The organism is Mycolicibacterium litorale, from assembly GCF_010731695.1.
GTDB lineage: Bacteria > Actinomycetota > Actinomycetes > Mycobacteriales > Mycobacteriaceae > Mycobacterium > Mycobacterium litorale.
Genome location: NZ_AP022586.1, coordinates 31,846 through 44,828, shown reverse-complemented (window position 1 = coordinate 44,828; position 12,983 = coordinate 31,846). Strand labels below are relative to the sequence as shown.

At 66.3% G+C, this 12,983-nt stretch carries 10 protein-coding genes and 1 pseudogene; 10 read left to right on the top strand and 1 reads right to left on the bottom strand.

The annotated features are described in order from the left end of the window. Nucleotides 1-197: 197 nt before the first annotated feature. From G6N30_RS00210 to G6N30_RS00200, 3 genes are all read left to right on the top strand, one after another. Nucleotides 198-2,066, top strand: a complete 1,869-nt coding sequence (locus G6N30_RS00210; protein ID WP_134055722.1) for an ATP-dependent nuclease — start codon at nt 198-200, stop codon at nt 2,064-2,066. Next, entirely contained in the window at nt 2,038-3,549 is a 1,512-nt protein-coding gene (locus tag G6N30_RS00205; RefSeq protein ID WP_163687297.1) for a UvrD-helicase domain-containing protein, read from the top strand. The genes G6N30_RS00210 and G6N30_RS00205 overlap by 29 nt, the downstream gene beginning before the upstream one ends. 414 nt (nt 3,550-3,963) lie before the next feature. Continuing rightward, the gene (locus G6N30_RS00200) at nt 3,964-4,371 is read left to right on the top strand and encodes a RidA family protein (protein WP_134055724.1); all 408 of its coding nucleotides are present in this window, start codon (nt 3,964-3,966) and stop codon (nt 4,369-4,371) included. Between the two features lie 103 nt (nt 4,372-4,474). Here G6N30_RS00200 and G6N30_RS00195 read toward each other — a convergent pair whose 3' ends face one another. Next, nucleotides 4,475-5,152: a type III PLP-dependent enzyme domain-containing protein gene (locus tag G6N30_RS00195; protein ID WP_134055726.1), complete on the bottom strand. Its 678-nt coding sequence runs from the start codon at nt 5,150-5,152 to the stop codon at nt 4,475-4,477. A 90-nt stretch (nt 5,153-5,242) separates the two neighbouring features. On the opposite strand from G6N30_RS00195, the gene G6N30_RS00190 reads away from it, so the two are divergent. The 7 genes and pseudogenes from G6N30_RS00190 to G6N30_RS00160 all read left to right on the top strand — a co-directional run bounded on the left by G6N30_RS00190 (nt 5,243) and on the right by G6N30_RS00160 (nt 12,969). Continuing rightward, on the top strand, nt 5,243-7,753 hold the full coding sequence (locus G6N30_RS00190; RefSeq protein ID WP_134055728.1) for an ATP-binding protein: 2,511 nt from the start codon (nt 5,243-5,245) through the stop codon (nt 7,751-7,753). Next, a complete protein-coding gene (locus G6N30_RS00185; protein WP_134055729.1) occupies nt 7,750-8,430 on the top strand; it encodes a response regulator in 681 nt (226 codons plus the stop codon). Before G6N30_RS00190 ends, G6N30_RS00185 begins: the two co-directional genes overlap by 4 nt. 28 nt (nt 8,431-8,458) lie before the next feature. Next, on the top strand, nt 8,459-10,336 hold the full coding sequence (locus G6N30_RS00180; protein WP_134055731.1) for a propionyl-CoA synthetase: 1,878 nt from the start codon (nt 8,459-8,461) through the stop codon (nt 10,334-10,336). A gap of 101 nt (nt 10,337-10,437) precedes the next feature. After that, nucleotides 10,438-11,103: pseudogene (locus tag G6N30_RS00175) on the top strand (DUF222 domain-containing protein); the annotation flags it as partial. Between the two features lie 102 nt (nt 11,104-11,205). Next, on the top strand, nt 11,206-11,697 hold the full coding sequence (locus G6N30_RS00170; protein WP_407664683.1) for a DUF4383 domain-containing protein: 492 nt from the start codon (nt 11,206-11,208) through the stop codon (nt 11,695-11,697). A gap of 84 nt (nt 11,698-11,781) precedes the next feature. Then, nucleotides 11,782-12,261: a DUF4383 domain-containing protein gene (locus tag G6N30_RS00165; RefSeq protein WP_134055735.1), complete on the top strand. Its 480-nt coding sequence runs from the start codon at nt 11,782-11,784 to the stop codon at nt 12,259-12,261. Nucleotides 12,262-12,264: 3 nt separating this feature from the next. Next, the gene (locus G6N30_RS00160) at nt 12,265-12,969 is read left to right on the top strand and encodes a ZIP family metal transporter (protein WP_134055737.1); all 705 of its coding nucleotides are present in this window, start codon (nt 12,265-12,267) and stop codon (nt 12,967-12,969) included. Nucleotides 12,970-12,983 lie beyond the last annotated feature (14 nt).

Sequence of the window (12,983 nt, the reverse complement as noted above, 5' to 3'; positions counted from 1 at the left end):
TTCACCTACCATCCGCAACGCCCGCTGTCTCATTTCTAGAGATGCGAGACTTTATCGGGGCGCCCCATCCCGTCTCAAAACCGCCGGTCGAGCCGTATCGTTTCCCGTCTCATGCGGCGTGTCTTGCTTCTATATAGCGCAACCCGTTTGCCGAAGCGATTAGTTTGGACTCGGTCCAAGGGGTGGAGGGGTCGCGCATGAGAATTCGACGCGTCGATATTCAAAATTTCCGCGGTATCAAGTTTGCGTCGTGGCGACTACCTAAAGAGCGTAGTTTCCTCGCTCTCATTGGCCCCGGCGACTCAACCAAGACGACGCTCCTGACGGCTATCGAGCGAACACTTCACGACCGGGCGGGTATGACGTTCGTCGACACGGACTTCTACGGCGCGAAGGTCGATGAGCCCATTCGGATCCGGGTGGCGGTGGCCGATCTGCCAGACCAGCTCATCACGATGGACACTTTTGGCACCTTCCTCTCTGGGATCGACGACGCGGGTGAGTGGTCGCACGACCCGACCAGCGAGTCCGAACGGTGCGTGATCGTGGAACTGCTCGTCGAGGCTGATCTTGAGCCAGTGTGGCAGTCCTACCGTCCGCCATTGGGCGGGCCAGACGTCCAAGAGGATGATCCGCATCCGGTGCGCTCGGCGCAACGCGCTCGGATAACTGCGTACCGCATCGACGACCGTATCGACGCGCACCTTCGTTGGTCGTCGTCATCGTCGCTGGGGAAGCTCACTTCTAAGCGCGGCAACACCAAGGCGACCTTGACTGCTGCAAACCGGGCTGCGCGGGACGCAGCCTCGGCTGCCGTCACAGATGACCTTAAAGTTCTTGCACGTGAGGTACAGGAAGCAGTGCACACCATCGGGACCGCCAGGTTCGATGATTTGAAGCCTGGACTTGATGTATCGCTGTCCAATACGCGTGGCAACCTTGCTCTGTTCGAGGGGGACGTACCACTCACCAATTTCGGACTGGGTACCCGCCGGCTAACGGGTGCTGCGACCCAACAACTCGCCAACGGAGGCTCCGCCACTCTGCTGGTCGACGAGGTGGAATACGGCCTAGAACCACACCGCCTGGTTCATCTACTTTCTTATTTAAAAAACAAAGACGCGTTTTCGCAGGTCTTCATCACCACCCATTCGCCGACCGCGTTGCGCCATCTCGAACCGGACGACCTGGCGATGGTTCGCGCGACAGCGGCTGGGACCACTTACGTTCGATCACTTGGCGATCCCCCCAGTTTGCGGCCGTTGCTCAAGACCAGCCCTGAAGCGTTTCTGTCACGGCGGATCGTGATCAATGAAGGCAAGACCGAGTACGGGGTCGTACTTCGACTCCTGCAGAAGTGGGACGACCGCCTGGAACAGGCCGTCCCCTCGGCCGCCCTAGGGGTCGTGGCGTTGGAGGGCAACGGCGGAACCGGTTCATGCAAGTGGGCGAAGGAGTTCCTCAGTGTCGGATATGAAGTCGTGCTGTTCATCGATAGCGACGATTCAAACGCGAACGCGTTAGTGTCTGACGTGCAAACACTCGGCGGAGTGGTGGTGCAGTGGCCCGACGGCGCGTGCATCGAATCAGCCGTCTGCGCGCAACTCGATGAGACGGGCCTCAACGGCTACATCGCTGCGGCACTCGAGGTCGCCGAGGACGCAGATGCCGCGAAGCAGTCGTTTAGCGACAACCTGCGCACGTACGCCGTTGTCAATTCCGTTACACCTCAAGGTGTCGAGCTTCTGGATATAAACACCTGGACAGCCGCAGGCATCGACCTGGACGCCTGCCGGTCAGCGATCGCTCTAGTGTCGAAGTCCAAAAGCTGGTTCAAGCGCGTCGACAAGGGCCAACGCCTAGGCACCTTCATCCTTGAAACCCCTTCTTTGCAGACGGGCAAGTTCAAGGCAACAATCGACCAACTCCGCGCTGCGATCTACGCAGAGTCGCTCGCCGGTCAGGCGCTCACCCAACCCCTCGATGACGACCATGCACAGTCGGAGACACGGGAGAGGCAGCCAGGTACCCACCCAGGTGCCGTATCCGGACCTGCCCATGCCTGAAGAGGTATCAACTGAATTGGCGACGGATGCAGCATCATTCGCGATGAGTCTGCCAGCCTCCGTCGAAATGCCGGCAGGCGCTGGGAAGACCCATCTGTTGGCTGCGACAACCAAGCACATCATTGATTGTGGCGGTCGCGCTTTAGTGTTAACCCACACCAACGCAGGCGTGCATGCCATCAATGCACGCCTCAAGAGATTCGGCATCACCAAGGGAGTGCAGGTCTCGACCATCGCCTCCTTCGCGTTCCGCCTCGCACGGGCCTACCCTCAGTTGGGTGGCCTGCGGGTCCCCAAATTGATGGTCCCAGCCCAGGCCCAGTATTACGTCAGCGCAGCCATCAAAGTCGCACAGAGCAGACACATCCATGCAGTGCTGCGTGCATCGTTCACTCATCTGCTGGTAGACGAGTATCAGGACTGCAGCGAGACGCAGCACGCGTTCGTATTGGCTCTTCGTGCAGCTATCCCAGCAGCCGGAGTACTTGGCGACCCATTGCAGGCCATCTTCGGCTTCAATGAACGCCTCGCCGACTGGCCGACCGTACAGACACAATTCCCATCACACCCTACGACGATCAAGCCCCACAGATGGTCCGGCCACAACGAGGCGCTTGGCAAATGGTTGTTGGAGATTCGTCCACGCATGGTCCCCGGCCACGTTGTGAGGTGGACCAACGTTGCTCTACCGGAGGGTGTGACGTTTCAGAACATCTCTGACGACCCCACGGGCGTTACGGAAGCAGCCTTGGCGACCCGCCCCGCGAACGAGACCGTGCTCATCATCGCTCCCCGTGCCAACACTGCGCGAACGATCGCAGGAGACCTTCGAGGGATATTTACCGTGATGGAGGAAATGGCCGGGAAGTACATGGCGCAGCGCCTAGAAAACCTAGCGACGATGAGCCCAATCGATTACCCGCTCTGGCTATTCGATCTGACCAAATCATGCCACTGCAACCACGGCGTCCTCGACACACAGACCCTGCGCAAACGCTACGCGAACGGGAAGTCCGCGGGCGATCTGCTCAAGGGCGGTGCTGGCGGTAGAGCCGGCGCCGAACCTGCTATCCGCGCCTTCGATTCGATCGTATCGAACCCAACCCTAGGGACTCTGGCGGCTGCAATGAGCGTCGTTCCCACATCACCAGTGCTACGACTGCATTCACACGAAGCGTGGTACGACATTCAGGCATCGATCCGTGGAGCCATAGCTCATGGAGATGACCCCGGGGTGCTGCTCGAAGAGCTTGCGAAGATCCGTGAAGTGCTCAGGCACGCTGGGAGACGCGAACGAAGGCGCATCATCTCCCGCACCCTCTTGGTGAAGGGGCTGGAATACGATCACGTCATCATCGCGAACGTCAATGAGCATGCCAGCATCAACGATCTGTACGTGGCGTTGTCGCGCGCCAGAAAGACAATCAAAATCCTGGGAGTCAGCGACAGCCTGCAGCTGCACCAATCACCCAACGGCCGCTAAAGGCCCACGAAGCCGGCGACCGCTCCAAATCAACAGAGCTCCCGGCGCGCCGCCCGGCAGTCTCAGCAGGTTCTATCGAGACACTTCGATCCGCTCGCCGGGCGCTGCACCCAGTGTCAGGGGTCGGAGGGGTTCACTGTGCGCGGCACGAAGCCTGACGACCGAAGGCTAGATACCGCAGTACATACCGCAGTGGTTCCGTTTCACCTCGGCACTCACCAACGCTGCCAACTCCAAACTCGCAGTTCCGGGCAATATCTTCAACCGCTACCGTCTGCGTCAAACACGACAAACGTCCAATTCAGAGGATTTTAAGTCCGCTGCCTCTGCCAATTGGGCTATGGGGGCCATGCAGGTCAGACCTTATTGCATGGCTTCCCGCGGCCCGTCGGCATCGCGCCGTACGTTGACCACATGCCGATCACCCTGATCAACCCCGAAGGCCTACCGACCGTCGACCTCTACCGGCAGGTCTCCGTGGCCACCGGGTCCAAGCTCGTCTTCATCGCCGGCCAGGTCGCCCGGGACGCGAACGGCGCCAAGGTCGGCGAGAACGATTTCGCCGCCCAGGTCGAACAGTGCTACCTCAACATGGGCACCGCCCTCGCCGCGGCGGGCGCCACCTTCGACGACGTCGCCAAGCTGACCGTCTACCTCGTCGACTGGACCCCCGACAAGATGCCCGCCTTCGTCGACGGCGTCGCCCGCGCATCCGCCACGCTCGGCATCACCGCACTGCCCCCGCTGACCGGCATCGGCGTCGCCACCCTCGCCGAACCCGACATGCTCATCGAAGTCGAAGCCACCGCCGTCATCGACTGAGCCCGGACACGTCGAGATCTACGTGAGGGTCGTCGACCCGCTGGATTCACGACCCTGGTGTAGATCTGGGCGCCGGCACGGGCGGCGGCACGGGGCCAAAAACCTACGAGCCCACCAACGCCGCCGCATGCAGCGACAGCACCAGCGCCGGCCGCGGATACCGCAGCGCAGCGCACGCCTCCTCCGCCGCCAGCTGCAACCCGAGCACCCCTCGCCGCAACTCCTGCGGATCGACGTCACCGCGCCCGTACCCCGCCAGGCACACTCGCGTCAGGATCGCCCCGTGCAGACGGCGCAACCGCGCCATCTGCTCGATCATCCTGCGCACCGCCTCCCCCGCCTCGGCGTCGCCAGACACGCTGCACCGCAATCCCACAACGTCCAGCCGCCCCAACGACATCACCGACGCCGCCAACCGCTCACCCGTCCCCGCGGTCACGTCGACCACCACCCGATGCGCCGCCGACGGTTGCCCCGCCAGCAGCATCACCTCCGACCACCCGCCGATCACGAACCGCCCCACCCCAGCGGCGACCGCCGCCTCGACGGTCTCGACATCACCGCATTGCGCCGCCACCCGAGCCGCCGGTAACCCCGCGTCCAGCGCCAACGACAACTCCGACGCGCTCGACACATCGACGCCCAACCCGCGCCGCCGCACCCAGTCCGCCACCGCAGCGGTCGTCAACAACTCGGCGGGCACGTGCAGCGGCGTCCCCCGCAACGCCCGGTGGCACACGGTGTGGCGCGGTTTGGTCTGCGAACGGCGAAAGTGAATCATGTCCCCGATCTTGTCGACGCGACCTCCGACCAAGCTGGACAAACGCTGGGACCCTCCGGCCAATGCGAACCCCCGGTGGATGATGAACACGTGACGGCTGCCAACGGTCCGAAACGCGGGGAGCTGCGCATCTACCTCGGCGCCGCTCCCGGCGTCGGCAAGACCTACGCCATGCTCGGCGAAGCGCACCGGCGGCTGGCGCGCGGCACCGACCTCGTCGCCGCCGTCGTCGAGACCCACGGCCGCGCGAAAACCGCCGAACTGCTCGACGGCATCGAGGTGGTCCCACCCCGCTACCTCAGCTACCGCGGCGGCCAGTTCCCCGAACTCGACGTCGACGCCGTCCTCGCCCGCCGCCCCGAGGTCGCCCTCGTCGACGAACTGGCACACACCAACATCCCGGGCAGCCGCAACGCCAAACGCTGGCAGGACGTCGAAGAATTACTGGCCGCAGGCATCACCGTGATCACGACGGTCAACGTGCAGCACCTCGAGAGCCTCAACGACGTCGTCACCCAGATCACCGGCATCGAACAACTCGAGAAGGTGCCCGACGAGGTGGTCCGCTCCGCCGATCAGATCGAGCTCGTCGACATCACCCCGGAGGCATTGCGCCGCAGACTCTCTCACGGCAACGTCTACGCCCCCGAACGCATCGACGCCGCATTGAGCAACTACTTCCGGCGCGGCAACCTCACCGCGCTGCGCGAACTCGCACTGCTGTGGCTGGCCGACCAGGTCGACGCCGCGCTGGCGAAATACCGCGCCGACAACCGCATCACCGACACGTGGGAGGCTCGCGAGCGCGTCGTCGTCGCGGTCACCGGCGGCCCCGAATCCGAGACGCTGGTGCGCCGGGCGTCACGCATCGCGTCGAAGTCCAGTGCCGAACTGATGGTCGTGCACGTCGTGCGTGGCGACGGGCTGACCGGCGTCTCTGCGCCCGACATGGACAAGGTCCGTGAGGTGGCTGCCGGCCTCGGCGCGACGGTGCACACCGTCACCGGCGACGACGTCCCCACGGCCCTGCTGGATTTCGCCCGCGAGCGCAACGCCACCCAACTGGTGATCGGCACCTCTCGCCGCTCCCGATGGGCCCGCATCTTCGACGAGGGCATCGGCGCCACAGTGGTCCAGCGGTCCGGGAAAATCGACGTCCACATGGTCACCCACGAAGAGGCGCACCGAGGTTCGACGGCGAAGCCCCGCTTCCGGCATGCGACCTCCTGGCTGGCCGCCTTTGTCATCCCGGCCACGATCTGCGCGGTGACCGTGCTGCTGCTCGACCCGTTGCTCGGCGTCGCCGGCGAGAGCGCGTTGTTCTTCGTCGGCGTCCTGCTCGTCGCACTGCTCGGCGGTGTGGCACCCGCGGCGCTGTCCGCCGTGCTCTCCGGTCTGCTGCTCAACTACTTCCTCATCAGCCCGCGCCGCACGTTCACGATGGCCGAGCCCGACAGTGCACTGACCATCGTGGTGCTGCTGGCCGTCGCCGTGGCCGTCGCCGCCCTCGTCGACAGCGCGTCCAACCGGCGCCGCGAAGCGCGTCAGGCCTCGCGGGAGGCCGAATTGCTCACCCTGTTCGCCGGTTCCGTGCTCCGCGACGCCGACCTCACCGTGCTCCTGGAGCGGGTCCGTGAGACCTACGCGCAGCGCGCGGTCAGCCTGCTACGGGAGAACTCTGGGATCGTCGCGTGTGTGGGTACCGATCCGTGCGCCGACATCGCGACTGCGGATACCGCGGTCGAGGTCGGCGACGACGAATTCTGGCTGCTGCTGGCCGGACGCAAGCTGGCCGCGCATGATCGCCGCGTGCTGTCGGCGGTCGCCGCGCAGGCCGCAGGCCTGGTTCGGCAGCGCGAACTCACCGAGGAGGCCGGGCGCGCCGAAGCGATCACCCGCGCCGACGAATTGCGCCGCTCGCTGCTCTCCGCCGTCAGCCACGACCTGCGCACCCCGCTGGCCGGAGCGAAGGCCGCGGTGTCCAGCCTGCGCACCGACGAAGTGGACTTCTCCCCCGAGGACCGGGCCGAACTGCTGGCCACCGTCGAGGAGTCGGTCGACCAGCTGACCGCCCTGGTCGCCAACCTGCTCGACTCCTCACGCCTGGCCGCCGGCGTCGTGCACCCGCAACTGCGCCCGGTCTACCTCGAGGAGACCGTGCAGCGCGCTCTGCTCGGGATCAGCCGCGGCACAACCGGATCCGGTCGCGACAAGCTGGACCGCGTGGAGGTCGACGTCGACAGCTGCGTGGTGGCCGCCGACAGTGGCCTGCTCGAACGCGTGCTGGCGAACCTCATCGACAACGCCCTGCGGTACGCACCCGACGGCCCGGTGCGCGTCACCGCCGGACGCGTGGGTGACCGGGTGCTGATCGCCGTCGCCGACACGGGACCCGGTATCCCGCCCGGCGCGCAGGACGAGGTGTTCGGTGCGTTCCAACGGCTGGGTGACCACGACACCACCACCGGCGTGGGGCTCGGATTGTCGGTGGCACGTGGATTCGTCGAGGCGATGGGCGGCACGGTCACCGCAGGCGACACCCCCGGCGGCGGCCTGACGGTCGAAATCGACCTCGCCGCACCGCAGGAGGTGTCCGCGTGACGCGCGTGCTCGTCATCGACGACGAACCACAGATCCAGCGGGCGCTGCGAATCAACCTGTCGGTGCGCGGCTACGAGGTGACCACCGCCGCCACCGGCGCCGACGCGCTGCGTTCGGCGGCCGACCACAAACCGGACGTGGTCGTGCTGGATCTCGGCCTTCCCGACATGTCGGGGATCGAGGTGCTCGCCGGCCTGCGCGGCTGGCTGACCGCGCCCGTCATCGTGTTGTCCGCCCGCACCGACTCGGCCGACAAGGTCGAGGCGCTCGACGCCGGCGCCGACGACTACGTCACCAAACCCTTTGGCATGGACGAGTTCCTGGCCCGGCTGCGGGCCGCGGTGCGCCGGGCCACGGCGACGGCCGACGAGGACGAACCTGTCGTCGTGACCGAGTCGTTCACCGTCGACCTGGCGGCGAAGCGGGTGATCAAGAACGGTGCGGAGGTCCACCTCACCCCCACCGAATGGGGGATGCTCGAGATGCTGGTCCGTCACCGCGGCAAACTCGTCGGCCGCGAGGAGCTACTCAGAGAAGTGTGGGGTCCGGCGTACGCGAAAGAGACGCACTATCTCCGCGTCTATCTCGCCCAGCTACGCCGGAAACTCGAAGACGATCCGTCCCGGCCCGTGCACCTCCTCACCGAAGCCGGGATGGGGTACCGATTCCAGCAGTAGCCTTCGGCCCCGGGTATAGCCTGCCGGTATGAGCGGCTATCGAGACCTGTTCAGGGCCAGTATCGACGACCCCGAGAAGTTCTGGGCGGACGCCGCCCGGGCCGTCACCTGGACCCGCGAACCCACCCGCATCCTCGACGACACCAACCCGCCGTTCTACCGCTGGTTCCCGGACGGGGAACTCAACACCTGCGCGAATGCCCTGGACCGCCACGTCGACGACGGCCGCGGCGACCAGGCCGCGCTGATCTACGACTCCCCCGTGACCGGCGCCAAACGCACCTACACCTACCGCGAACTGCTCGACCAGACCGCACGATTCGCCGGCGCGCTGCGGGGCCTCGGCGTCGAGAAGGGCGACCGCGTCGTCATCTACCTGCCGATGGTGCCCGAAGCGCTGATCGCAATGCTGGCGTGCGCACGCCTCGGCGCGGTGCACTCCGTGGTGTTCGGTGGATTCGCCGCGCACGAACTGGCCGCCCGTATCGACGACGCCCGCCCGACTGCAGTGGTGTCCGCGTCATGCGGCGTCGAACCGACCCGCACCGTCGAGTACAAACCGATGCTCGATGCCGCCCTCGACATGGCCCAGCACCACCCCGCCGCATGCGTGATCCTGCAGCGCGAACACCGCCGCTGCGAGCTCACCGAGGGCCGCGACCACGACTGGGCCGACCTGGTGGCAAGCGCCGAACCCGTCGACCCGGTGCCGGTGGCCGCCACCGACCCGCTCTATGTTCTGTACACCTCGGGCACCACCGGCAAGCCGAAGGGCATCGTCCGCGACAACGGCGGTCACGCGGTCGCCCTGCTGTGGAGCATGCGCCACATCTACGACACCCAACCCGGCGTCGTCTACTGGGCCGCCTCGGATGTCGGCTGGGTGGTCGGCCACTCCTACATCGTGTACGCGCCGCTGTTCCTCGGCGCGACAACCGTTATCTACGAAGGCAAACCGGTCGGCACGCCCGATGCGGGCGCGTTCTGGCGGGTAGCCGCCGAGCACGGCGTCAAGGCGCTGTTCACCGCGCCGACGGCGATCCGCGCCATCAAGAAAGAGGATCCTCAGGGCCGCGAGCTCAGCCGGTACGACCTGTCGAAGCTCGAATACCTCTTCCAGGCAGGTGAACGCCTCGACCCCGGTACCTACGAGTGGGCATCGGAGAAGCTCGGCATTCCGGTGATCGACCACTGGTGGCAGACCGAGACGGGCTGGGCGATCGCCGCCGACCCGATGGGTGTGGAACCGATGCCCGTCAAACCCGGTTCGGCGACGGTGCCGATGCCGGGCTACGACGTCCGGATCCTGCGCTCGGACGGATCGGAATGCGCCCCGAACGAGGAGGGCGCGATCTGCGTCAAGTTGCCGCTGCCGCCCGGCACCCTGCCGACGCTGTGGGGCGACGACGACCGCTACGTCGCCGCCTATCTGCGGGCGTTCCCCGGCTACTACCTGACCGGGGACGGCGGCTACATCGACGAGGACGGCTACCTGTTCGTGATGGGCCGCACCGACGACGTGATCAACGTGGCCGGCCACCGGTTGTCGACGGGTTCCATCGAGGCGGTGCTCGCCGGGCATCCGGCCGTGGCCGAATGTGCGGTCATCGGGGTGGCCGACGAGATCAAGGGTCAGGTGCCGCGCGGATTCGTGGTCCTCAAGACCGGCGCCGACGCCGAGGGGCTGGAGGCAGAGCTGGTGGCGGCGGTGCGCGACAACATCGGTGCCGTAGCGGCTTTGAAACAGGTCGACGTGGTCCCGGCGCTGCCGAAGACCCGCTCGGGCAAGATCCTGCGTAAGACGATGCGCGGAATCGCCGAGGGGCGCGACGAACCGCTGCCGTCGACCATCGAGGACCCGTCGGTGATCGACAAGCTGCATCCGGTGTTGCGCTCGGGCGGCTGACGCGGGCGCCTCAGCTACCTCCCCTTGTTGCGCGAGCGTGCGTGTCTGCACCCGACACACCGCTGACATGACAGCAGTTTGCGCACACTCGCGGGGCACTGGCCAAACACGGTGCCCCGGGCGCGAATCTGCCGCCCGACCACGTCGGCCCCGATGACCGCACCGCCGACCAACGACACCACGACGCGGTCAATCGGGTCCTCAAAGACACCGTCGAATCGGGCGGGCTTGGGCAGGTCGCCGGCGTGCCCGCCACCATCGTCGCCACCACCACCGTCAACGAGTTGGAACGCGCCGCCGGCTGGGCGGCCACCGGCGGCGGCAACCGCCTACCCATCCGCGACCTCATCCGGATGGCGGCGCGCTCCCGCCACTATCTGGCGGTGTTCGACGACCACACCGAAGAAGTCCTCTACCTCGGCCGGGCACGGCGCAACGCCACCACCGCTCAGAGGTTGGCGTTGTTCGCCCGCGACCGGGGTTGCACCCATCCCCAGTGCACGGTGCCGTTCTACTGGTGCGAAGTCCACCACACCCACGACTTCTGCCACGGCGGCCGCACCGACATCGACGATCTCACCCAGGCCTGCCAACCCGCCAACCTCTTGATCGAGAAAACCGGATGGACCACCAAGCGGCCCGGCAACGGCCGCACCGAGTGGATTCCACCAGCCCGCCACGACGCCGGCCAACCCCGGACCAATAACTACTTCCACCCGCAGCGCTACCTCACAGACCACGCCGGCGAGGACGAGGAGCCTGATTAACCGCCTCTGACCTGCGACGAGTTCGACCGGTGTATAAGCGCGCGTTTGCACCGGCCGCACCCGGGTACGTGTGCCGACGTCCATCCAGGAAAAGGAGTGACCATGGCATACAACGAACCGGCGCGAACCGGCGGAGCAATGGGGAGGTATCCGACCTCGCTGCAGAAGGCGGCGGCCGCGGTCGGTGTTGTGTTCCTCCTCGTCGGCATTCTCGGGTTCATCCCGGGGATCACGACGAACTACGACACGATGACGTTCGCCAGCCACCATTCCGAGGCAGCGCTGCTCGGCATCTTCAACGTGTCGATCCTGCACAACCTCGTGCACCTGCTGTTCGGCGTCGCCGGCATCCTGATGGGCCGCACGTGGAATGGCGCGCGCACCTACCTGATCGGCGGCGGTGTCATCTATCTGCTGCTGTTCATCTACGGCATGCTGATCGATCACGACAGCAGCGCGAACTTCGTGCCGGTCAACGACGCCGACAACTGGCTGCACCTCGTGCTGGCCATCGGCATGATCGGTCTCGGCGTCGCGCTCAGTCGTCGCGACACCGTCCACGCCCCCGGACGGACGCCGCCCGCCACCCGCTGATCACGACCCGATACCCGGGCGGCTCCCGATTGAACGGGGATCCGCCCGGGTATTGCATCTGTGCAGGTCAATGGGAGGCGAGCGATGGTGAAGAGACCTACGTTGATGGCTGTCCAGGGTGCGGCGCTGTTCGTCGGTGCCGGCTACCTCCTCCTCGGCGCGCTCGGCTTCCTGCCGGGCGTCACCACAGACCACGACGCCCTCCGATGGGCGGGCCACGACTCCGACGCACTCCTGTTCGGCGTGTTCGCCGTCTCGGGCCTGCACAACACCCTGCACCTCGTCCTCGGTGCGGCAGGCATGTTCTGCGCGCGCACCTACGCCGCATCGCGCGCCTATCTGCTGGCCGGTGGTGTCATCCTCCTCGGCATGTGGATCTACCGGGCCGCGTCGGGGCACAGCGGCATCGCCGACCTCTTCCCGCTCAACCGTGCCGACAACTGGCTGCACTTCGCGCTCGGCGCCGTGATGGTCATTCTCGCGTTGACCCTTGCGGCTCAACACGATCCGACCAAACCTCGATCACGGGCCCGCGCGAGGTCACGCGCCAAATCCGGCGCATAGCCGGTGAGCAGCGCGCTCCTGTGGGGGCTGGTCGCCGCCTCCTCACTGATCATCGGCGCCCTGGCGGGCGTCGCACGCAGATGGAACCGCCGCCTCATCGGGCTGGTGCTGGGCTTCGGCGCCGGAGCGCTGGTCGCCAGCATCTCGTTCGAACTCGCCGAGGAGGGCTTTCGCGTCGGCGGCGCCCTCTCGGTGTCGCTGGGCCTGGCCGTCGGCGCGGTGACCTTCTACGTCGCCGACCGCCTGGTCGACCGGCTCGGCAGCGCCAAGAAACAGGCGACGGGGTTTCCCCTGCTGCTGGGCGCCCTCCTCGACGGCATTCCCGAACAAGCCGTGCTCGGCATCGGCATCGCCGGGGGCGGCGCCGTCAGCCCCGCACTGCTCACCGCGATCTTCGTCTCCAACCTTCCCGAGGCCATCGGCTCGGCCAGCGATCTGCGCGGCGCAGGACACCGGACCCGGGGCATCCTGCTGGGCTGGACCGCCATCGCCCTGCTCTGCGCGGCCGCCACCGTGGGCGGGTTCCAACTGCAGGAGATCGCCGGCGCACCGTTGCAGGGCGGCATCGACGGATTCGCCGCCGGGGCGCTGCTGGTCATGCTCGTCGGCTCGATGATCCCGGAGGCCACCGAGAAGGCCCGCGAATTGGCGGGCCTGGCAGCGGTGCTGGGCTTCGCGCTCGCCGCGGGTCTGTCCTTGGCGTCCTAGTGGCGTCCTAGTGG